Annotated in this window: 11 protein-coding genes; 8 read left to right on the top strand and 3 right to left on the bottom strand. The window is 37.7% G+C overall.

Going from position 1 to position 24,220, the window contains the following annotated elements:
• Positions 1 to 242: 242 nt before the first annotated feature.
• A complete protein-coding gene (locus BGO84_RS00265) occupies positions 243 to 956 on the bottom strand; it encodes a hypothetical protein (protein ID WP_291026551.1) in 714 nt (237 codons plus the stop codon).
• A gap of 281 nt (positions 957 to 1,237) precedes the next feature.
• Between BGO84_RS00265 and BGO84_RS00270 the strand changes: the two genes are divergently transcribed.
• The gene (locus BGO84_RS00270; protein ID WP_291026553.1) at positions 1,238 to 4,816 is read left to right on the top strand and encodes a glycoside hydrolase family 2 TIM barrel-domain containing protein; all 3,579 of its coding nucleotides are present in this window, start codon (positions 1,238 to 1,240) and stop codon (positions 4,814 to 4,816) included.
• A 576-nt stretch (positions 4,817 to 5,392) separates the two neighbouring features.
• Here BGO84_RS00270 and BGO84_RS00275 read toward each other — a convergent pair.
• Positions 5,393 to 6,670, bottom strand: a complete 1,278-nt coding sequence (locus tag BGO84_RS00275) for an alpha-L-fucosidase (protein ID WP_291026556.1) — start codon at positions 6,668 to 6,670, stop codon at positions 5,393 to 5,395.
• Between the two features lie 293 nt (positions 6,671 to 6,963).
• Positions 6,964 to 10,182 (bottom strand): VIT domain-containing protein, encoded by a 3,219-nt coding sequence (locus tag BGO84_RS00280; protein WP_291026558.1) that lies wholly within the window; start codon positions 10,180 to 10,182, stop codon positions 6,964 to 6,966.
• A 323-nt stretch (positions 10,183 to 10,505) separates the two neighbouring features.
• Between BGO84_RS00280 and BGO84_RS00285 the strand changes: the two genes are divergently transcribed.
• From BGO84_RS00285 to BGO84_RS00315, 7 genes are all read left to right on the top strand, one after another.
• Positions 10,506 to 12,152: a DUF6377 domain-containing protein gene (locus tag BGO84_RS00285; protein ID WP_291026560.1), complete on the top strand. Its 1,647-nt coding sequence runs from the start codon at positions 10,506 to 10,508 to the stop codon at positions 12,150 to 12,152.
• Positions 12,153 to 12,458: 306 nt separating this feature from the next.
• On the top strand, positions 12,459 to 15,449 hold the full coding sequence (locus BGO84_RS00290) for a TonB-dependent receptor (protein ID WP_291026562.1): 2,991 nt from the start codon (positions 12,459 to 12,461) through the stop codon (positions 15,447 to 15,449).
• 12 nt (positions 15,450 to 15,461) lie between these two features.
• The gene (locus BGO84_RS00295) at positions 15,462 to 16,982 is read left to right on the top strand and encodes a RagB/SusD family nutrient uptake outer membrane protein (RefSeq protein ID WP_135105442.1); all 1,521 of its coding nucleotides are present in this window, start codon (positions 15,462 to 15,464) and stop codon (positions 16,980 to 16,982) included.
• A gap of 24 nt (positions 16,983 to 17,006) precedes the next feature.
• Positions 17,007 to 18,374, top strand: coding sequence for a DUF5016 domain-containing protein (locus BGO84_RS00300; RefSeq protein WP_291026564.1), 1,368 nt, complete (start codon positions 17,007 to 17,009; stop codon positions 18,372 to 18,374).
• Positions 18,375 to 18,445: 71 nt separating this feature from the next.
• A complete protein-coding gene (locus tag BGO84_RS00305; RefSeq protein ID WP_291026566.1) occupies positions 18,446 to 19,894 on the top strand; it encodes a glycoside hydrolase family 30 beta sandwich domain-containing protein in 1,449 nt (482 codons plus the stop codon).
• Between the two features lie 74 nt (positions 19,895 to 19,968).
• Positions 19,969 to 21,423 (top strand): glycoside hydrolase family 30 beta sandwich domain-containing protein, encoded by a 1,455-nt coding sequence (locus BGO84_RS00310; RefSeq protein WP_291026568.1) that lies wholly within the window; start codon positions 19,969 to 19,971, stop codon positions 21,421 to 21,423.
• Positions 21,424 to 21,558: 135 nt separating this feature from the next.
• Complete coding sequence (locus BGO84_RS00315) at positions 21,559 to 23,745, top strand: glycoside hydrolase family 3 C-terminal domain-containing protein (protein ID WP_291026824.1); 2,187 nt, start codon at positions 21,559 to 21,561, stop codon at positions 23,743 to 23,745.
• Positions 23,746 to 24,220 lie beyond the last annotated feature (475 nt).

Genomic DNA, 24,220 nt, shown 5'->3' on the forward strand with positions numbered 1-24,220 from the left:
TTATTTCCCGATTTTATGCAAAGATATTCATTTATTAGGAGAAATTTTCAGTATAAGCGGATGTAAACTTTTAATAAGTACTAAAAAGGATTTATAATCGTCTTTTTCGGATTACCTCAGCATGCTACAATGTGTCAATTAACTAATTAAAAAAAGAATCACGTATTTGTTGCATTGCAAGAAACGCTATATTGCTCTTTTTACACTGTGGTTTGAGAAAAAGGTGACAAAAGTGACACTTTTCAGTCCGGTCGTATTATGTCACCTTCTTTCACTTCACTCCTTTTTACTTTTCGGTACAGATGGGGTGGAGGGAGGCAATAATCTCTGATGAAGACATATTCCGATTCTTCCTTCTTTTGGGTTATTGGTTCCTTCTCCTCTTCAATCTGTACATCCTGCAAATTATCAGAATGCGATATCTGTTCGATCGGTTCAGAAATAAGCTCTTCCTTTTCTATTTTCTTTTCGACCGGTACATTATTATTCATCAGTTTCTCCCGCAGCTCATTCAAACTATCCCTCGTTTTGGGGTCTTGTACTATTATCGTTAAAGGCTTGTGCTCTTTGTTCTCTTCTTCCTTTGTTTCGTTGTGAGACAATACCAGCCTGATAGCGTGTGTGTCGGGTGCATATTCTTTTTGTCTGACTACCCGGGTTTTCAGTACTAGTTTGTCGGGATTCTCTTTGTCAGGCACATAGGTCGTTCGTATCTCGGTGAGGGTATAACCTTCCAGCTTTTTCTTTAACGATCGGCGGGCAGTGATTGCCAGCGTCTCATCTCTGCTTTCAATTGCCGCTTCTATTGCTCTTCTAAATTCGGGTTTCTTGTCTCGCCATTCATAGAATGATTTGCGGGTTATTTTCAGGTGTTTGCAAATCTCTGTGATAGAGTATGTGTCTTCTTCTATTAGCGAGACAATCTTTTCTGCCAGTCTTTCTGTATACTTTGCCATATCTGTTATAATTAGTTGTTTATAATAGATAATTATTTAAAAAAGTGATGAATAAGCACGAAAGAGGTAGGAGCAGTGGCTTGTCTCTGCCCGTTTATATTCGGGCGATCACAAGGGATCGCCCCTACAGTTGCCAGAAAAATTAATTGATAACAGAATATACAATATATCGGGAATGTGGGGCAGCGGTTAGTATTATTATGAATATAAATATTATCTTTAACATTCGAAAAAACACCCTTAAACTATCAGAAAACAGAATTTATTAAAAATTAAAGCGAATGCGAATTATTTATTTTTGTTTTTTCCTGAGTATGTTAATATGCCCAAAACTCTTCTCTCAGGAAATAAACCCAAACATCTTATACAAGATTGTTAGCCCCTCAGGTTTTGTAGTAGATAACAGAGACGTGCACGACAATGCAGCATCTCTTTATTTATCCAAAAATGAAAAGAGCAGCCAAGGGCAAGTGTGGAAAATAGAAAAGTTGACAAACGGTTCTTACATGATCTCCAACCCCTTTATTTACAAAAGTATTGACAACAACAATACGACAACAGGGAATGGGAATCCAATCATTCAGTGGGACAGCAACAAGTCAAACATAAACCAGCAATGGCTATTGAATGTAACAGGTACAGGTGCTTTTGCCATCATTCATAAAGCGAGCCAAATGGCACTGGCTTTCACCGGCGAAGATGCTATCGGCGTGCAGTTGTCCCAACTTCCAAACTCTTCTCAAACATGGAGGCTGGTTCCTTCGAATATCAAACCGCCTAAAGAGGAAAAGTTAAAACCAAGTAAAAACGACTGGGAGAATGAAACAATCTTTGCAATAAACAAGGAAGCCGGACACGTAACCTATATTCCCTTCCCTTCTGTAGAAAGCCTTAAAAAAGATAAAAGCTTCGATAAACCGTGGGAAGAACCATCATCATCCTTGTATTTATCTCTGAATGGTGATTGGAAATTTCATTGGGTAAAAAAACCTTCGGAACGTCCTAAAGATTTCTATAAGACAAACTATGATGTTTCGTCTTGGAAAGAAATACCTGTGCCTTCCAACTGGGAAATGCACGGATACGGAACACCCATCTATACGAATATAACCTATCCATTCAAGAATAATCCTCCATTTATACAACCGCAAAAAGGATACACCAACGAGATAGAAGTAAATCCCGTAGGATCGTATCGCCGTGATTTTTCTATTCCGGCAGATTGGGATGGCAAAGAAATCATCTTACACTTCGATGGTGTATATAGTGGAATATATGTATGGATAAACGGTAAAAAAGTAGGTTATAGCCAAGGTGCGAACAATGTTGCCGAATTTAACATTACAAATTACGTTAAAGCAGGGACAAACACCATTGCTGCCGAAGTTTATCGCTGGACGGATGCTAGCTATATAGAAGATCAGGATATGTTCCGCCTGAGTGGAATTCATCGTCCGGTGTACTTATACGCAACACCTAAAGTACATGTACGTGACTACTTCTTACAGTCAGATTTTAAAGGTGATGATTACAGCTCTGCCCTTTTCAAAGTGAAAGCTTCGATAAAGAATTATGATAAAAAAGCTTCTCAAGCGACAACTCTAGGTGTATCACTTTTAGATACCAACGGCAAGGAGGTGGCAAATATCACACAACCTGTTGGAGCATTAAAAGCAAACCAAGAACAGGAATATGATATACAGGCAAGTGTTACGAACCCGTCGCTATGGTCTGCCGAAAATCCGAACCTTTATACTGCAATCATTACCCTGAAAGACAATAATGGAAATGTATTGGAAGCAATGTCCTCGAAGTTTGGATTCAGAAAAATAGAGATCAAGAATAAACGTGTTTATATCAACAATGAACAGGTTTTCTTTAAAGGAACAAACAGACATGACATCCATCCTAAATTTGGAAAAGCTGTCCCTGTAGAATCGATGATACAGGACATCGTGATGATGAAGCAACATAATCTGAATACAATACGCACAAGCCACTATCCTAACGACCCAAGGATGTATGCCTTATACGATTATTACGGATTGTATGTAATGGATGAGGCCGACCTCGAAAATCATGGCAATAATTCGATAAGTGGTATGCCGAGCTGGATTCCTGCATTCAAAGACCGAATAGAAAGAGTGATACAACGAGACAAGAACCATCCGTCCGTTATCTTCTGGTCTTTAGGCAATGAAGGTGGAAATGGCGACAACTTTGATGAGATGTATAAAGTTGCTAAGCTGCTCGATCCATCACGCCCCGTTCACTATGAAGGCAAGAATGAAGTAGCCGATATAGACTCTCACATGTATCCCGATTTGGCACGTATGGCTGCCTTTGACCAAAGAGATACCGACAAACCTTATTTCTTGTGCGAATATGTTCACTCGATGGGGAATGCACCGGGCAACATTGCCGAATATTGGGATTATATAGAAAACAAATCGCAACGTATGATAGGCGGATGCGTTTGGGACTGGGTAGATCAGGGATTGAACATGTACGGAAAACCAGACAATCAATATTACCTAGGAGGTGACTTTGGTGACAAACCAAATGACTTCGACTTTGTATGTAACGGATTAACAACTCCCGATCGTAGGGTTACAGCAAAGCTGCTGGAGATAAAGAAAATATATCAATACATCAAATTCCGTGAACTATCGTTGAATACAGGCAAAATTGAGATTGAAAATAAGTATGACTTTACCAATCTGAATGAGTTTAATATAAAATGGGAAGTTCTTAAAGATGGTGTTAAATCCGAATCGGGAACAATGCCTTCGATAGACTTAGCACCGAACCAAAAAACGACAATCACTGTCCCATATAATAAAAATCTGGATGCAGGAAGCGAGTATCTATTGAATATATATTTCACGCTAAAGAACGATACGAATTGGGAAAAAGCAGGCTACGAAATGGCGTCAGCACAGTTTGCACTGAACGGCAGACAGCCTTTATCTTCGGTTGATACGTCATCTATGAGTGACGTACAAGTGAGCACACAAGGTGATAACCTTGTAATAGGCGGACGTAATTTCAAGACTGCATTCAACACACAAACAGGTATAATGACTTCTCTTCAGTATGGAGGAAAGGAAATGATACACAACCAAAGCGGATTTAACCTCAATTGGTACCGTAGTGTGAATAACGACAAATACACCGATCAGAACTATTATACGACAGAGAATGACAAACCGATGTTCAGTTATCAACTGTCGCCGGACAAAAAATCTGTAACTATTCTGTCTGCCACTACAGCTACAATAAAAAGCCCGAAGGAAATAAGAATCCCATATACTGTAAAGTATACGATCTACGCAGATGGAACAATTGATGTAGATGCGAATTTCACGTCTCCTTCTGCGGGATCATTTGTTCACCGCTTAGGCTTGCAAGTCGTATTGCCGGAGGGAATGGAAAATGTCCGTTATTATGGACGTGGCCCTCACGAAAACTATTGGGACAGAAAGGTTTCTGCATACATAGGGCAATATCAGACCACCGCAAAAGGAATGGAGCAAGAGCATTATGTGAGAGCGCAAAGCATGGGTAATAGGGAAGATGTAAGATGGATTACCATCACAGACCAAAATAAGAAAGGAATTAAAATCCAATCGAAAGACAGGCTAGGATTTAGTGCTCTGCATTTCACCGATCAGGCGTTGTGGGAAGCCGTACATGATTTCAAATTGAATGAGATCCGTAAACCCGAAGTTTATTTAAGTCTGGATTGCATTCAACAAGGTCTAGGTAACGCAAGTTGCGGACCTCTGCCACTGCCGCAATACATGATTCCGGCTAATCAGAACCTAGGTTATTCGTTCAGAATACAAGGAGTGGAATAAGCAAACATTAACAGAATAGCAAAGGCTTGTAGTGAAAATTCATTACAAGCCTTTTTGTTTGGGGGTATGACACATTGTGAATACTCTATAAAATATTTGTAAATCTGCATTTTAAATCTTATATTTACTCTTAACCTAAATTAAAAACGATTCTAAAGAAAGGATTGCGTATGAATATACTTCTCGTTTGATCATTAAGAAAATACAATTTCTTATAGTTTGTAACATATTAAATGCCACTGATTATGGAAAGGTATAAGAAATATAGAACAATACAGAAAGCTTCATACATCGTGTTTTTCCTTTATTTGCTAATTCTGGCTTTAAGTAATTTCAGCTTTAACGGGAATGTAGAATATATTCCGTACTTTATAATTATCCCGTTTGTCGTTTATTGTATAACAATGATAACAACTGAAATTCTGATATATAAAGAAAGAGAGGCTTTTTTTGATAAAAAACAGAGCCAGTTGAGGAAAACAAATCTGAGGAATGATAGAATAGACACACCTACTTTATCGAAAATCTAGAAATAAACAAAAGAGGAGATTTTTAAGAAATCTCCTCTTTTTCAATTTATCTTCGTTCGTTATAAACTCCAAATTCTGCTATAGTTGGAGAGCCCTTAGATTCCTCTATTGATATGCGAACCTTATTTCCCCATACCTTATCAAACCTATGTATTTTAATGACATCTGATTTTGTGCCTGAAAAAATAGTCTGCCATTTTCCATTATGGAGGTACTCCAATTTATAAGATTGTATATCGTTATTGTTATTTTTCTCAGTTATTGTAATCATATTGAATGGCTGCTCATTATTGCCTAGCTCTATTTCCAGCCATGGTTTGCTTACCAAAGGATTTGACTCCCATCCTGTTTTGAAATTATCATCATTCGCAAAATCCATGAGCTGCATATCCCAGCTCCAACTCGAATTTGCCGGCTTAAACTTTGCTATATTCGAAGAGATAATCGGAGCTTCATTTTTGGGCAAGTTATTTAATGCTCCTTCATTTTTCCACAATTTACCTATCCGGCGAAAAGCGGTAACAGCATTATCGTCGATCAATCCATCCCTGTTCGGAGCTGCGTTAAGAATAAAGTTGCAATAAACCTTATTGAATGGGATTATATTGTCATTAACCAATTTCACCGGATCTTTTACTGGCGTTTTAGGAAAATCTTCTTTCCAAAACCAAGCCGAATTTATTGGCAGACAAGACAGAGCCGGCAGAGAATTGCTGTCTTTAGAAATATGCTGACCAGCACCTTGTTCATACGATTTTATATCTGTATAAAATAACGCCTGAGTAGGATACTTTGCTGCATTCAGATCCATCACAAGGCAATTGGGTTGCAAAGACTTGATGAGATAGTATATATCTTCGAAAGGTATTTCGTCGTAAGAAATGCGTGACCAAGGAGCATCCCACCCGTCGATTATCAGGGCTTTTATTTCGCCATAGTTGGTAAGGAGTTCTGTCAACTGAGCTTTTATCATATCTATATGCTTAGGGCTAATAAAGCCCGGACGTAATTTATGATGTGTATCCAGGATGGAGTAATACAACATTACCCCCAGACCTTCTTTTCTGAAAGCATCTACGTATTCCTTTACAACATCGCGCTTCAATGGGCTATTCATCACGTTATAGTCTGTAGTCTTGGTATCCCAAATGCAAAAGCCACTATGATGTTTGGTGGTAAGGCATCCATAAGTCATGTTGGCTTCTTTTGCTGTTTTGGCCCATTGATTACAATCTAACTTTCGAGGATTAAAAATTGAGGGTGAAGCATCAGGATCGGCCCAATCATCACTCATAAAGGTAGGGATATTGAAATGGATAAACATTCCAAAACGCAGGTTTATAAACTCTTGCTGGAGATCGGGTAATGATTTTACTTGAGAATAGCCGGACAAAATAAAAAAACAGGCTAAGAATTAATAATGGGCATTTTTTCATAATAAATAAAGGGTTTTAATTTATGCGAATATAAGTATTTTGGAGAAGGATGAAATAGAAAATAATATAGAAAATATATGTAATTATTTATTTCATTAATGAAGGGAGGAAGACTCATCTTAGAATCATAATCTCCACCCCTTCAAAACAATATATATGTTATAAACTATAACATGTATCTTCAAAACTCAACTTCTCCTACATTTATCACCTCTTTATTCTGAGACAAACGTAAAGTAATTGTCTTCTTCTTTTCCTCACCCGTTGCATAATATGTGTAGATATCCAAATAAACTGTAGTTGGTCCTATAACGGTTTGCTCTTGTGAACCATAATAATTTGCCTGAATCATGTATTTTCCTTTGACGGCTTTTCTTATCATAAACTCTTCTGGCCCATATCCTCCGGTAAAATCACATGACATAAGACCTCCTGTTTTAGTAAACCTATATTTATAATAGCACTTTTCACCATAAGGGTCTGTTACCCACAAATCCATATCGCTATCATCTGTATCCCAATTGAGAACTACGCGTATATCCATAGGCATGCTATATATCAATCTTTCATCTACATTCAATAAATTCAACGTCACTTTTTTACGATTTGCTTCAGCAATCACCTGATTCATTTCTTCAACGGCAATCACCTCTATTTCAGGAAATCTATCATCCCAACTTCCTTCTACTATTTTGTACAACATATCTACAGCCTCTTGATATTGATTATTCTGAGCATAAGCCAAACCTAAATCTCGATAAGATTGAGGTTCCTCAGGGCGTAGCCTTAATACTGTCTTAAATTGTTCTATGGCATACTCATTATAGCCAAGCTGTTTCAGGCGATAACCCAAGACTCGTAATAGTCTATAATTTTCTGCTTCCAACTCTGCCAGATTTGATAGAATTATTAAGGCTTTTTCTTTCAACTCTCTTTCTTCAAACAACGAAGCTACTTCTAAGAAGAAAGAAGGCGTTGTTTTATATTCCTCCTTAATAGCCAGATAGGCCGGATATAAATCTTCATCCGATTTCGATTTTAATTTGGCTATATATGGAGCATTCGATTTCCACGTTTTTAGTTCTATTGCAGCTTTCGCATCTTCACTTTGATATCCTTGGTTGGAAATTCCGTTTTCAGTATTCTCTATCCCTATTTCATTGCCTGCTCCTGTGTCCTCTGTTATTTGAACACCTTGCATCCTGCCTTGCAAAGCGTTAGAGAGTGACTGTAGCTCATCTGCAGAGACAGTACTTACAGAGCCTGTCACATCTACTCTTCTTTCTATACCATAACCTACTACTACCTCTTCGAGCATCATCTGGCTATCTTCAAGAATAGCATTTGCAACATTGTTCTCTATTTTTACGGCCTTCGGCTCATACCCAATAAATTTAAATACCAATATATCCCCATTCCGTGCATTAATAGAATATTTTCCATCTAGATCGGTTATTGATCCGGTATCTGTTCCTTGTACTATTACCGTAGCACCTATAATAGGCACACCGGAAGAATCTACAACAACACCTCTCACCGAGCCACTTTGAACATTTAGAAAAGGGGAGGCTATTGAGCGCGGCTTAGATACTACTTTTTCAGGTTGTTGAGTAAAATCTTTTTCGAACCATGTTTTCCTACCGTTAAAAAGGGAGATTACTCCGTTTATTTGTCTTTCTCTGGCTGCTTTTTCATCGTTTTCTATCTGCATTACACTCTTATTATACTCTTCAAGCAATTCGGCTGGAGGCACAATCCTGTATTGTATATAATCAGAAAGATTTTCGAGAACAATCAATGATGTATTACGAGTAACAATATTATATCTCTTTCCAAGTTCTTCGATTTCTTCCTTATTTCTATCAAATAACATATCCAGCTGAGTTATTTTCTTTTCAGCCCACACTCGCTCTACTATATTTCCATAATTAGCCACATCTCGGGAATCTATAGTTAGAGTTTTTGTATATGTAATTTTATCACCTATTCCAAAATTAAGATTAATAGAAGCTTTTGCGGCTTTCAATTTTCCTGTTACCGAAAACCCCGATTCGGAATTTAGAATAAGAGTTGACGCTGTAAAGTCACTAATTTCTTTTTTATTATAGAGAGCGGATATCAGTCTGAAGTTTTGATTCAACAGTAACTTTACGGCATCAGACGGAGCCTGTTGTAAAAGATTTATATATTTTCCTCCACTGGCAGTTGCCAAGTACGTCAACAGACTATGGTCTGCACTTAAAGAAGAACAAACGACAGAGATTGGTGTACCACCTATCTGTTGTATCTGTTCTCCAAAGTTGCTTAACCCGTCAGAGAATAAAAATATCTCATCCGCATTCACATCTGCAAAATCCAAAGCTCCTAACCGAGTAGCTCCATCATAAGAAACCTTCTCTAATGTTTCTCTAAGGGCGTTCCAATTTCCATTCCGAATATTGAAAGTCTGAGCCTTACCCAGAAAACAGTTAAAAGTGTGGAGATCTACAGTAACATTTCCTATTTCTTTAAAATAGCCGGATAACATATTAGCCTCCAAATCAAAGTTCCGTCTATCCATCGACGATGATGCATCCCAATACAAGGCAATACGCTTTGGCACCTCTCGAGATTGTTCTTTCAGCGGGGGGAAAACCTGAGAATAAAAAATAGTTTCACCGCTAATAATACCTTTTTCAAGAAAAGTAAGAGCATCGTTTTTTACAGGAACAGAAAACACGAGTTGCCCTTTTCCTTTATACTTTTGAGCAGAATAAGATGCCTGATAAACATCTCCTTCATTACTAAAAGTAAAGCCTCCCCAAGGTGTTTTATCTATTTTTGGTTGGGTTTCTTTTCCAAATACTGTAATATGAAGATTAAATTTATCAAGCTCGTTATTTCCGTATTCTACGGGAAGAAAGAAACGATAATTATCACCTGTTTTCGGCAATTCTTGTTCATAAGCAACCACAACCTTTCTTGTCCCTCGGGCAAACAAAGGATATACCCTTGTTTTAAAATTATTTCCCTGTGTTTTTTCCAACAATCCGGGGTCTACCCCTCGTCTGACTATCGATTCAAACACTTCCTGCCCTTTAGCTTTCTCTACAACGACTCCTTCTCTGAGCTTTCCATTTATATCGAGAGCAAACCGCGAAATATTTTGTCCTTCTGCCAGGGGAAATTGTAATTCGCCTTCCAATACACGTTTATTGGGATTATAGAGAGTCATTTCAACTGTAGTAACAGCAAGTGGACCTACTACTTTTATATCTATGTTTACGTTCGATATACGAATCGGCAATTCGGTTGCTTGCAGATCCTTCACTTGTATTGTAGGACTACCGGGATTTACCTGTTGGGCTAAACAATAGATGCCTATCCATATAAAAGTGATTAACAAGAGATACTTTTTCATAGTGTTCAGATATTTATTTGTTTTCATAGTCAGAATATCGTTTTATCAATAGACAAATCTTAAACTAAATGCCCCTATAATATTACATAATAATTCGCAAACAAAGTCAATCTATAGTCGATATAATACTATAATATCCTGTCATGCTTACTTATTCGGGATAAAAAAGATGCAAACAAATTCTTATTTGTACTTATAGCTCATAATTTTTATCTTTTTTGAATAAATGAAAAAATTAAATAAAATATATTGATACATTTTTTTGATTAACTTCGCACTATTAAGTAAAAAAGTCTGATCCTGTTTCATAAGCTCTTTATGATATGAGAAAACTCCCAATCATCCTATTTTTATATTCTCTTGCTACTATCGTATCTGCAAACGATATAGGGAACAGTTATATTAATGAACTGAATAAAGCAATAAATAACAAAAAATACTATGATGAAAAGAAAGAGCAAAAGATAAATAGCCTTAAACAGCTCTTACACATATCAGATCTCTCTCTTGCACAAGAATATGATATAAATTTCAAACTGTCGAAAGAATACAGGAAATACAGAATGGATTCGGCGGTTTACTATATGGAAAAGAATCACGATATAGCGAAGAAGTTAAATAGCATGGACGTTATCAACGAAACCAATCTAAACTTGTCGCTATTATACTCTGCAACAGGCATGTACCTGGAAGCAAAGGATATATTAAATCATATTGACAGAAAATCATTATCCGAAAAATTAGTTCCACTTTATTTTGAATCCAATAGTCAGTTTTACGGACATTATGCGCAAAGCAATGACAGGCACGCTTATTTTCAGATAAATGAAGCTTATAGAGACTCATTGCTCACAGCTTTAGACTCTAGTTCTGTGAGGTATCGAATAACATATGCCGAGAAAATATTCTATCAGGGACAAATAGAAATTGCCGAAAACCGCCTGCTAAAACTCATGGATGAAATACCGGAAGATGACCCGGATTATGCTTTTGTGGCATATCTATTGGGTAAAGTATATGAGAATAAAAAGAAGCAGGACCTGCAAAAAAAATATTTTGCTCTTTCAGCCCTATCGGATATTAAAAACTCAATAAAAGATAACGCCTCCTTGCAAAGTCTGGCGTTGGTTTACTATGAAGAGGGAGACATAGATCAGGCTTATAAATTTACAAAGTCGTCTATCGACGATGCTGTTTTTTGCAATGTAAGATTCAGGACAATAGGCATTTCAGAGTTTTACTCAATTATCAATACAGCCTATCAGGCAAAAGAAGCAAAACAAAAAAGTAAACTGCAATTATACCTTATACTTATTAGTATCCTCACCGTATTCCTTATCGTTGCTGTGATATACGTATACAAACAAATGAAGAGAGTTTCACGAATAAGGAAAGAATTGTATCGAGCGAATGTAAAGCTGATCGACTTGAATCAGGGAATTACGGATACCAACAAACAGCTCAAAGAGGTAAATATTCAACTATCTGAATCAAATCATATAAAAGAGGAATATATTGCGCACTTCTTCGATTTGTGCTCAACATACATCACCAAATTGGAAGATTATCGCAAGTCTCTAAACAAGAAGGCTGCGAATAACCAACTGGATGATTTGTTCAAAACACTAAAGTCAACAGCCTTTGTTGACAATGAGCTGGAAGAATTATATAAAAATTTTGATAATATATTCTTAAGTCTTTATCCCACATTTGTAGAAGACTTCAATACCCTTCTTATAAGCGAAGAGCAGATAGTTCTTAAGCCCGGAGAATTACTCAATACCGAATTGCGGATATTTGCCCTGATCCGTTTAGGAATAACAGATAGTGTAAAGATTGCAAGCTTCCTTCGCTATTCATTGAGCACCATCTATAACTACCGCACCAAAGCCCGCAATAAAGCGGCTGTATCGCGTGACGAGTTTGAAAACTTAGTGATGAGAATTGGCATAATACAGAAAAACAGATAAGTTAAAACACCTTAAGATCACTACTTTTTAAGCCCACAGCACAAACATCAATATACTGTAATACAGAAACATAAGCATATCGAAACACTACTTTTTTGGTTCAAAAAAAAGTTATAGGCATTTATACCCATAATTTTGAGATAATTAATACCGGAAAATAAATATTTCCTAATCAATAATCTAAATTTTTATAATACCATGGCATGACTCTCAGTTATAACCTCTAATCTGTACATTTTACAGTAGTATTAGTATACACTATTATGTAACCAAAAATCCAAAATCACATTTAAACCTAAAGAAATCATGAAATGTAATAAAAAACGAACAAGTAAACAATTCTTGTATAAGATTTGTCTAATTTTTGCTTTGTTGGTTTCCGGTACAGTAATGGCTCAAGATGTAGTAAGCATCTCGGGTATTGTTACCGACCAAACCGGAGAACCTATTATCGGAGCTAGTGTAGCTGTGAAGGGCACTACTACCGGAACAATGGCTGATGTTGACGGAAAATATTCTATTTCTGCACCAAACAACGCTACACTTGTATTCTCTTATGTGGGAATGAAGACTAAAGAAATTGCAGTAGCGGGCAAAACAACTATCAATGTCACTTTAGAAGAAGCATTACAAAATCTGGACGAAGTTGTTGTTATCGGTTACGGAACTCAGCGTAAAGCCGACCTCACCACATCTGTAGCCAGCGTATCTGCCGACGAATGGGCAGACAGACCGATTATATCGGCACAACAAGCTCTTCAAGGGAAAGCAGCTGGTGTACAAGTAATACAACCATCAGGAAAACCCGGAGTAGGGATTCAGGTTCGCGTGCGTGGCGCTTCTTCACTTAATGCAGGCAATGACCCGATCTACGTTGTAGATGGTATCATTACGAATGACATTACCAACATTTCTCCAACTGATATTGAGAGCATGCAGATATTGAAAGACGCTTCATCTGCTGCTATCTACGGTAGCCGTGCAGCAAACGGTGTTGTTCTTATTACAACCAAAAGAGGAGCAAAAGGAAGAACTCAGGTAGACGTGAATATGTATGCAGGGTTCTCAAATGTTACAAAAAAAATAAAAACACTTAATACAAATCAGTACTATGATTTGATGAGTGAAATCGGCATAAGTGTAGACCGCACAAATCAGAATTATACAGACTGGGCCAAAGAAATGTATGGAACAGGTGTTCAACAAAACTATCAGGTTTCTATTTCGGGCAGCACAGATAAAACCAATTATTATGTGTCGGGAGGCTACCAAAAAGAAGAAGGTATTATTTCTCCTGCCGACTATGACAGATATTCTTTCAGAAGTAATCTTTCTACCGAAGTTAAGCCTTGGTTCAAGATTGCATCAAACCTAAGTTTTGCTCGTAATTCACGCATGGATGCAACAGACAATGCAAACTCTGGTCGTGGCGGTGTTATTATGTCTATACTCAACACGCCTCCATTTATGCCTATATGGGATCCTGAAAAACCAGACCAATATTCGACAAATCCATTCCAGTCGTCATGGGAAAATCCTTATGCGCAAGCAAACACTTATGACAAGAACCAAGAATATCGTTTTATGGGTAACCTGGAATTAGATTTTACCCTGCTAGAAGGACTACATTTCAAACCTAGATTCTCAGTAGACTATACTTCACATACTTGGGATAAATTCATCGATCCGATTAAAACTCAATATGGACGTCAAGCGAATGGACGTGGAGAACACGTTGATGATGGTTATTTGACATGGCAAAGTGAAAACGTGTTGTCTTATAGTAAGAAATTTGACGATAAGCATAATTTTTCTGCTTTGGGAGGTATTACTATGCAACGCTACAGACACAACAACTCTTACATGTCTGTTGAGGATTTTGTAAAAAATACAACATTCAAAACAATGACTCTGAATATGGCCAACAAAATAAATAATGCTTATACATCTAAAGATGGTAACTCATTGATGTCTTATTTGGCCAGAGTACAATATGATTATGAAAGCCGTTATTTATTCACTGCAAATTTCCGTGCAGATGGATCTTCAAAACTTTATCATAAATGGGCCTATTTCCCTTCACTATCTGCAGGATGGCGTTTCTCTAGTGAGAAATTCTTTGCACCTCTAACCTCAGTCGTTGACGATGCTAAATTAAGAATCGGATGGGGACGTAATGGTAACCAAGGAGGTATCGGAAACTATGACCTGTATGATAAATATAATATTAGCAAACAAGAAACCACAGGACAAGGACCTGCCATAACTCCGGGAAGACTTGGAAATCGTGACTTGAAATGGGAAATTACAACTCAATATAATGCAGGGCTAGATTTATCATTGTTCAATTCGAGACTAACAGCAGAATTTGAAACATATTATAAAAAGACTACAGACCTTTTATTATATATTACATTACCTTCTACAGTAGGAGCATCATTACCGATGCGTAATGACGGAGAGATGGTAAATAAAGGGTTCGAATTTAACCTGAATGGACAGATACTAACAGGTGAATTTAAATGGGATGCATCTCTTAATATGTCGTTTAATAAAAACGAGCTTACTAAACTAGGTTTAACTCCTCAGTTTACTGTAGCTAATATAGAGAGTAATGGCGATGATGTAATCATGATTAAAGAAGGATTACCTTTGGGTGCATTCTACGGATACGTTGCAGAAGGAGTTAACCCGGACACAGGAAATATTATCTATAAAGACCTGAATAATAATGGAGTTGCAGGCGTAGACAAAGACGGAGTGATTGATTCAGGAGATAGAACAATTATCGGTAATGCACAACCTGATTTCACATTCGGATTTACACATAATTTCTCATGGAAGAATTTCACTCTGAGTGCATTCTTCAATGGATCTTATGGCAATGACATTTTCAACGCCTCAAGAATTGATTCGGAAGGAATGTTCGACTCCAAAAATCAAACTACAACTGTATTAAATAGATGGGTTCGTCCGGGTATGATTACAGACGTACCAAGAGCAGGGGCTCTTACCAATTCATTAAACTCTTCACGCTTTGTTGAAGACGGTTCATTTATTCGATTGAAATCCCTGACTCTATCTTATGCATTCAATCAAAAAACGTTAAGACCATTGGGTCTATCTAAACTGAGTGTATATGGAACAGTAAACAATTTGTTTACATTAACAAAATACAGAGGATACGATCCTGAATTAAGCTGGACAAACAGTGGTAATGCAGCACAGTTAGGTATAGACTATGGAACTTATCCTCAATCTCGTACATTTATTTTTGGACTTAATTTAACATTCTAAAAATTGAATACAATGAAATACAATATAAAAAATATAATATTAGGAACAGTTACATGTATGGCCCTTGCTTCATGTAATAGTTTCCTTGATGAGTCACCTGATTCGGAACTAACAAATGAAAACTGGGGATCGGGAGGTAAAGACCATTCTACCGAATATACCACAGCCACTCAAATGGAACAGTTGCTAACAGGTGCATATAATGATTATGCTAACGAATTTTGGCAACTAGACTGGTATATAATGAATGATGCCCAATCGGATAACGCTTATGCCGGTGAACCGAAAGAGATGACCATGCAATTTGATGAGCTTAGAGTTTCAGCTTCTAATGGTGGTGTAAAGCGCGACTGGGGATATCTATATTCTCAAATATCGAAGGCAAATACAATTATAGAATGGATTCCTAAAATTAAAGATACAGCTCTAACAGAGCAACGTAGAGGCCAAATAGCAGGTGACGCTCATTTTATGAGAGCATTGTGTTATTTTAATCTTGTTCGCATATATGGAAGTGTGCCTTTAATTACACAGTATGTACCTGAAATAAGCATTAGCAATATTGATACTATATACCCATTGTTGTATCCTAAACAAGAAACTGTAGAAAATATCTATACCCAGATTGTAAATGACTTGGAATATGCCGAAGCAAACGTGATGGATTATTCAGCAAACAAGTTTAAAATTACCAAAGCGCTTGTACATCTTATACAAGCACAAGTATATGCTACCAAAGACGGCTTTGAAAATACAGACTGGAACAAAGTAAAACAGTACGCCAAAGCGGTTGTAGACGATACTCGTTATGGATTAATGGATAACTACGATGACTTGTTTGCCGTTGCCGAAACACCTTCTAACGGAGTCCTTCCTAGTGTAAATCTGGTAAATGAACATTGCAAGGAATCCATCTTCGAGGTAGATTACAATAGCTGGTCTACTTTAGGAAACTGGGGAGCACAGATGTTCTACGGCATCGACTGGAAAAAATTCAATACGCCAAGTCAGGATTTGTACAAAGCATTCACTTCTGCGGGAGATGTAGTACGTAGAGATGCATCTATCATGTTTGGAGATGTTACAGGTAAATGGACAGACAAGTATTGGCCTTCTAACAAATATCCTTATTGCTATAAACTCAGATCTCAAGAGGCCGGTAATATCGTTATATTCCGTCTTCCGGAAGCAATATTATTATTAGCCGAAGCAGAAAATGAATTAGGGAATATAGGTGAAGCAAAAAATCTGGTAAATAAAATAAGAAAACGTGTAGACTTGGCTGACACTCCGGCTAATACGAAAGATGTTATGCGCTTAGCGATAGAAAACGAGAATCGTTTTGAGTTTGCTTTCGAAGGAAAACGCTGGATGGATCTTAAACGCAGAGGTCGTTTTATTCAGGTAATGAGATCCGCTTCCGACCATCAGAACGCATATGCATCTCGTCTAAATGAAAATAAACTTGTGTGGCCAATTCCTCAAAGCGAACTAGACCTGAATGTTAATCTTGTTCAAAACCCTGGCTATTAATCTATAAATTAAATGCAGAAAAATATGAAATCTATATATAAAGCAATTATGTGCGGATTGTGCTCATGTATTCTCCTCGCCTCATGTGAGGAAGAAGATACAAGAAAAGTATTTCCGCATTCAACCCCGGTAATTGAGTCGGCGGCAATCAATCCATCTACATTTTCTTATGGGGATTCTGTTACTATCACGGCGAAAGTTTCTGATCCTACGACTCCTCTTTCGACATTGGAAATGAAAATGATAGTGAACGACGTGCTTGTTGCACAGCAATCAATACGCACTGCTGGTAATAGCACCGAAGTATCTTCTAAATTTAAGGTTGCCTATACAAGCGAACTGCCGGAAGATGCAAGCGTTGAAGTTCTTTTAACCCTAACAAATGTTGAAGGAGATCAAACGACAGGTACTATCACAGGAGTGAAAGGAAAAAGGACTTATTATAGCAAATTATATCTTGTACTGGATAATGGACAGGTAATTACCTTAACTCCTGAAGCTTTGAAATCTGATAAGTACAAATCATCTGAACTTAAGCTCAAGGCAAATAGTATCCGTTACAGAATTGCGGAGAAAATTACTACAGATAATCAGATCGATTTCTCAGGACATGTATGGGGAAGTAAATCAGGAGCCGTTCAATTGGTAGATGAAACCGGTGACTATATTACTACTGCAAACACAAGTATTGACTATATTACAAATATTGTATTTGACAACTATAAGTTTACAACAAGCTTAGCCGGAGATAAATACAATCCTAACGACCTTGTAATAGATAACTTTGGGGATGTAACAGCGAGTGGTGAAGCTTTTAAGAAACTATCACGCACATTTGAGAAAGATCAGGAAATAAACCTATTCGCCGATCTTGCTTCTACAGATATTGTATATGATCTCAATTACTTTGTACGTACAGCTGACGATAAGATCAAATTTATTGGCGACACAGGAAGCTATGATCTGTATTATAGCGAAACTCGCAAAGTAGCCATAATAGATCCTTCGGTAAGAGAATATCCAAACGTATTGCTTGCCGCCGGAGAAGGTCTTGGTTATCCGTCGAAAGTGAAACCCGGAGCACATACAACATGGGATTTCAACGCCCCATTGCAAGCTATTGTTTTCCGTAAAGTTGCAGCAGACACATATCAGGCTGTAGTCTACTTCGATGCATCTAAAGCGAACTTCAAACCATTTGAAAACAGATCATGGGCTAATGAGAAGAAATCAACAAACTTCACGATGCCTTCTATCTTGGCCAAAGATACAGATTTAGGGAAGACTGATGGTAACTGGTATGCTGCAGAAGGAGCGGTATCAGGGAACTATAAAATAACGATCAATCTGGCAACTAAGGTAGTTACAGCAGAGAGTGTGACTCTTCCTTAAATTAAGCACAACTTAGATCCTTATTGGCCTGTACGAAAAAAGTACAGGCCAATAATAAAAGATAAAAAAACATGAAAAAATATTTAATACCTGTATTATCTCTGCTTCTGGCTATAGCATGCACCGATCACAATACCGATCCGGGATCAACAGATGATGATCAGAATGGGCCTACGGAGAATAATGACGTAAGAATGTGGCTGACTACTCAATCGAAAGTTTATATGATGAAAGAGCTTCCGATCAAGTATTCGAATGACATTACAGACGTTGTATTACGCCTCGATCCCACTGTGAAATATCAAACAATAGATGGATTTGGTGGTGGTCTTACAGGCTCATCGGCATATCTCCTCCAACAAATGAGTGCCGAAGCTCGGGCAAAGGTCCTCAAAGAGCTGTTCGATCCGAAAGAAGGTGCAGGATTAGAAAGCTTAAGGCTATGTATTGGAGCTTCCGATTTTTCGATGGCATTATATACATATTGTGATAAGGAGGGAATAGAAAATTTTGCAATTCCTGAAATAGACAAGCGTGATTTATTACCTGTATTGAAAGAGATACTAGCCATTAATCCTAAAATTAAGCTGATAGCGAGCCCATGGTCACCTCCGGCATGGATGAAGAGTAGTGGACAATTAAATAAAGGCAAACTTAAAGGACCTGAAGTATATGATGCTTATGCCACCTATTTTGTAAAATATGTAGAGGCAATGAAAGCTGAAGGAATTACAATTGATGCTATTACATTGCAAAACGAAGCCGATTTCGAATCAGGCGTGCACCCTTCTATGAAAATGTCATGGCAGGAACAAGCAGAAATAATAGGAAAATATCTTGGCCCTAAATTCAAAACGGCGGGTATTACAACTAAAATATTAATACTAGACCACAACTTCGATATTTACAACTACGCAATCAACGTATTACGAGATGCTACCGCAAATCAATATATCGCCGGAACAGCATTTCATGGTTATGCAGGGAATCCATCGGCTATCAATCCTGTTAAAGCAGAATTTCCTGATAAAAGTATATACGAAACAGAATTATCAGGAGGAGGATGGAATACAGGTACAGAAATGGAAACCCTATTCTATTATCTTACAGACTTTCTTGTACCATGTATACAAAACGGATCTAGCAACTATATGATGTTCAACGTTGCGCTTAATTCGCAACATGGCCCCGTTACTCCGGGAGGAGTATTTTGCGAAGATTGCAGAGGAATTGTAACTATAGATGGAGATGTATATAAGAAAGAGCTCGAATATTATCTATTAGGGCACTTTGGTAAGGTATGCCGAAGCGGAGCAAAAATGATTAGTACTTCATTTCTTGGGACACTTCCTGATGGAGTTACAGCTACTGCTTTCTTAAATCCTGATGGCAGCAAAGGCCTTGTGATTGTCAACAAATCCGGCAATAGTATTAATCTTACAGTAAAAGATCAAGCAACAAGCAAACGGTTCGTGTACAACGTTCCGAATTTGGCTATTGCGTCATTTATATTGAAATAAGATTGTTTGGTGGAGTCTGTATAGAATTCATTCTATGCAGACTCCTTTTTGAAATTTGAATAATTTAAATGCTCATGAAAAAAATTGTTTACGCAGCGCTTTTCTGTTCTATCTTATTCTCTTGTACCGAGAAGAAGGAGTATGTAGAAATATACACTACTACGGCAGATAAAGAAAAGACAATGCAAAAAGACTCGGTAGCGTTTTCTGCTAAATCAGACACAAAAGCTACTGACAATATAATAACACTATATCCTGAAGAGAAATATCAGGAAATGGACGGTTTTGGTGCAGCCATAACCGGGTCAAGTTGTTATAATCTTTTAAAGATGACAGCCGAGGACAGAACTACACTACTGAAAGAAACATTCGATCCGGTGAATGGGTACGGATACAGCTATATCCGCATATCACTGGGGGCTTCGGACTTTTCGTTAGACGAATACACATATTGTGACAAACCGGGAATAGAAAATTTCGCTATGCATGAATATGACAAACGCGATCTGTTTCCGATTCTGAAAGAAATAAAGGCGATTAATCCGGATGTGAAAATTATGGCCTCTCCTTGGTCTTGCCCTAAATGGATGAAGGTAAACAACCTGCAAGAACTAAAACCTTTCGACTCTTGGACAAGCGGACAGTTAAATCCTAAATATTATCAAGATTATGCTGCCTACTTTGTAAAATATATTCAGGTAATGGAAGCAGAAGGCTTCAAGATAGATGCTGTAACAATACAAAATGAGCCGTTGAATAGAGGTAATTCCATGTCTCTATATATGACTTGGCAGGAACAACGAGATTTTGTAAAATCTGCATTAGGCCCGGCATTTGAAAAAGCAGGCATAAAAACTAAAATATTGGTGTATGATCATAATTACAACTACGATGAAGATAAAGCCGAAAACTTCGATCAGAAACAATATCCACTGAAAATATATGAAGACGCGGATGCTGCAAAATATATCGATGGTGCTGCTTTTCATGCTTATGGTGGTGATAAAGAGGAGTTGCTGAAGATTCACAACGGCCGTCCTGACAAGAATTTATATTTCACAGAAATGTCAATCGGGCTTTGGGGTGAAGGATATTCATTTGCAAAAGACTTGATGTGGAACATGCGTGAGGTTTGTATCGGTACGATCAACAACTATAACAAAGCAGTTATCATGTGGAACTATATGCTTGACGACAAGCATGGCCCCGACCGTCCGGGCGGATGTGATATTTGTTTGGGTTGCATCACGATAGACTCTAACGATTATAAAACAACAGACAAAAATAGTCATTACTATACAATGGCTCATCTGTCAAAAGTTATAAAACCGGGTAGCCATCGCATTAAGTCGGAAGGACAAACAGTAGAAGGGATCTATTATTCGGCATTTGAGAATCCCGACAAAACCTATTCTATCGTATTGCTAAATGACACCCCTGCACAGCACACTGTTACAGTACAACTTGGAAACAAATCATTCAGCTACAACGTACCGGCGAGTTCTGTAATTTCGTGCATTTGGAAATGAATCGGTTGAAATATTAAAAGCTGAATAATAAAAAGATTATATTTGCGACCAATTTTTGCAAAAAGAAGAAAATACTAAATTATTAATTACATACTTATGCTGAAAAGAGGAATAACGCTGTTAGGTATCCTAATCATGGGTGCTATAAGCTTAAATATGATAGGGCAAAACAAAACACCTATCTATTTAGATGAAACAAAACCTATTGAACAACGAGTTGAAGATGCGCTCTCCAGAATGACTCTGGAAGAAAAAGTCGCCATGTGCCATGCACAATCTAAATTCAGTTCGGCAGGAGTTCCCCGTTTAGGCATTCCTGAGAATTGGGCAACAGATGGTCCTCACGGTATTCGCCCCGAAGTTTTGTGGGATGAGTGGGATCAGGCCGGATGGACTAACGATTCGTGTATCGCTTTTCCGGCTCTTACATGCCTGGCTGCAACATGGAGTAAAGATATGTCTGCACTGTACGGAAAAAGCATCGGAGAAGAAGCTCGATATCGTAACAAGAATATACTACTTGGTCCGGGAGTAAATATCTACCGTACGCCACTCAATGGAAGAAACTTCGAGTATATGGGAGAAGATCCTTATCTGGCTTCACATATGGTAGTACCTTATATACAGGGAGTACAGGCCAATGGAGTAGCAGCATGTGTAAAACATTATGCTCTCAACAATCAGGAGATAGATCGTCATACAGTAAATGTAAATGTAGATGATCGTGCACTATACGAGATATACCTTCCGGCTTTCAAAGCAGCTGTGCAAGAAGGAAAAGCTTGGGCTATAATGGGTGCATATAACAGATATAAAGGACAATGGGCTTGCCACAACCAATATTTACTGAATGACATTTTACGAGGAGAGTGGGGCTTTGATGGAGTGGTTGTATCCGACTGGGGTGGAGTAAACAGCACAAAGGAAGCTATTTATCATGGTCTGGATATGGAATTCGGTTCGTGGACTGATGGACTGAGCGAAGGGGCAAGCAATGCCTATGACAATTATTACCTGGCAAAACCATTCTTGAAACTATTACAATCGGGAGAAGTAAAGGTAGAAGAAGTAGACAAAAAAGTTCGTAATATTCTTCGTCTTGCATTCCGTACTACAATGAACACGAAACGTCCTTGGGGCTCTTTTGGAACACCGGAGCATGCAGCGGCAGGACGCAAAATAGCAGAAGAAGGAATTGTATTGTTGAAGAACAACAACGGTGTATTACCAATCGATCTGAATAAAACGAAAAAAATACTCGTAGTTGGAGAAAACGCAATTAAGCCAATGACAGTAGGAGGAGGCAGCTCTTCATTAAAAGCTAAATATGAAATTTCTCCGCTGGACGGAATAATCAATCGTGTGGGAACACAAGTGGAAGTTATATATGCACGTGGCTATGTAGGTGACCCTACAAGCGAATACAACGGCGTAAAACTAAAGAGAGACCTTCACGACTCACGCTCAGCAAGCGAACTGATAGCAGAAGCAACAAGCCTTGCCAAGAACGTTGATCTGGTTATATTTATCGGAGGATTAAACAAAAGTGACAGACAGGATAGTGAAGGCAATGACCGCGAATCATTGAGCCTCTCTTATGGTCAGGATAAAGTAATCTCAGAACTGGCAAAGGCAAACAAAAACTTTGTTGTTGTAAATATTTCGGGTAATGCTGTAGCAATGCCTTGGATAAACGAAGTTCCGGCTATTGTTCAAACATGGTATAACGGTACTGAATCAGGTACGGCTTTGGCTTCAATTCTTACAGGTGATGCAAACCCTTCGGGAAAACTGCCTTTCACATTCCCAGTGAAGCTCGAAGACAACGGAGCTCATAAGCTAGGCGACTATCCGGGTGTAAACAAAGAAGCTACTTATAAAGAAAGTATCTTCGTGGGATACCGTTGGATCGATAAAGAAAAAATCAAACCTTTATTTCCTTTCGGACACGGACTTAGCTATACTACTTTTGAGTACGGAAAAGTATCTACTGATAAGAAAGAAATGACAGCAGATGGAAAAATCACATTCTCTGTAAATGTAAAAAATACAGGAAGCAGAGACGGTGCAGAAATAGTTCAGTTGTATATAAGCGATCTGAAATCATCTCTTCCCCGCCCTGTAAAAGAGCTGAAAGGTTTTGAAAAAATAAACCTGAAAGCAGGAGAAGAAAAAACGGTGACTTTCACGATTGACAAGTCAGCCCTAAGCTTCTTTGATGCGGATAAACATGACTGGGTTGCCGAAAATGGTGACTTTGAAGCAATCATCGGTGCATCTTCAACAGATATAAAATCGAAGGTAGGATTTAAACTAAAATAAAATTCTTCCATAACAACAGAAAAGCACAGGTCAAATGATCTGTGCTTTTTTCTTTTTGTATAAAAGCACGCAGAAGCCTACCATAGAATAAAACACTAGTAATAAGCATAATAAATATAAGTATTTATAAATATTTACAGATTGTCCTCACATTTTACCATATAATCCTAATTATCAAAGTATGTCGGGAATTTACATAAAAAGCTTAAGCACATGTATACAAACGCATCATATTACCTCTTAAAAAAATGAAAGGGCAAAATCTTTTTCGATTTGCCCCTCATACTGAATTTGTTTTGTAAAGTGTGTTGTGTAATTGAGAATAATAATTCAATTAACTAAGGTTGGGACCTCTGTTATGGAATTTAATAATATCAAAGGTAAGTGATAAATTCAACACATTGGTTAATATTTATAATTCCTTACCACAAGATATATAAACACATAACAAACAACAACTTACAATAAAAAAATA

It is taken from the genome of Dysgonomonas sp. 37-18 (assembly GCF_001899125.1).
Taxonomy (GTDB): domain Bacteria; phylum Bacteroidota; class Bacteroidia; order Bacteroidales; family Dysgonomonadaceae; genus Dysgonomonas.

Bases quoted from the DNA above. Each gene is read 5' to 3' on its own strand.
- BGO84_RS00285 (WP_291026560.1), top strand. From the start codon at position 10,506: ATGAGAAAACTCCCAATCATCCTATTTTTATATTCTCTTGCTACTATC.
- BGO84_RS00270 (WP_291026553.1), top strand. From the start codon at position 1,238: ATGCGAATTATTTATTTTTGTTTTTTCCTGAGTATGTTAATATGCCCA.
- BGO84_RS00300 (WP_291026564.1), top strand. From the start codon at position 17,007: ATGAAATCTATATATAAAGCAATTATGTGCGGATTGTGCTCATGTATT.
- BGO84_RS00290 (WP_291026562.1), top strand. From the start codon at position 12,459: ATGAAATGTAATAAAAAACGAACAAGTAAACAATTCTTGTATAAGATT.
- BGO84_RS00280 (WP_291026558.1), bottom strand. From the start codon at position 10,182: ATGAAAAAGTATCTCTTGTTAATCACTTTTATATGGATAGGCATCTAT.
- BGO84_RS00265 (WP_291026551.1), bottom strand. From the start codon at position 956: ATGGCAAAGTATACAGAAAGACTGGCAGAAAAGATTGTCTCGCTAATA.
- BGO84_RS00315 (WP_291026824.1), top strand. From the start codon at position 21,559: ATGGGTGCTATAAGCTTAAATATGATAGGGCAAAACAAAACACCTATC.
- BGO84_RS00310 (WP_291026568.1), top strand. From the start codon at position 19,969: ATGAAAAAAATTGTTTACGCAGCGCTTTTCTGTTCTATCTTATTCTCT.
- BGO84_RS00275 (WP_291026556.1), bottom strand. From the start codon at position 6,670: ATGTTTATCCATTTCAATATCCCTACCTTTATGAGTGATGATTGGGCC.
- BGO84_RS00295 (WP_135105442.1), top strand. From the start codon at position 15,462: ATGAAATACAATATAAAAAATATAATATTAGGAACAGTTACATGTATG.
- BGO84_RS00305 (WP_291026566.1), top strand. From the start codon at position 18,446: ATGAAAAAATATTTAATACCTGTATTATCTCTGCTTCTGGCTATAGCA.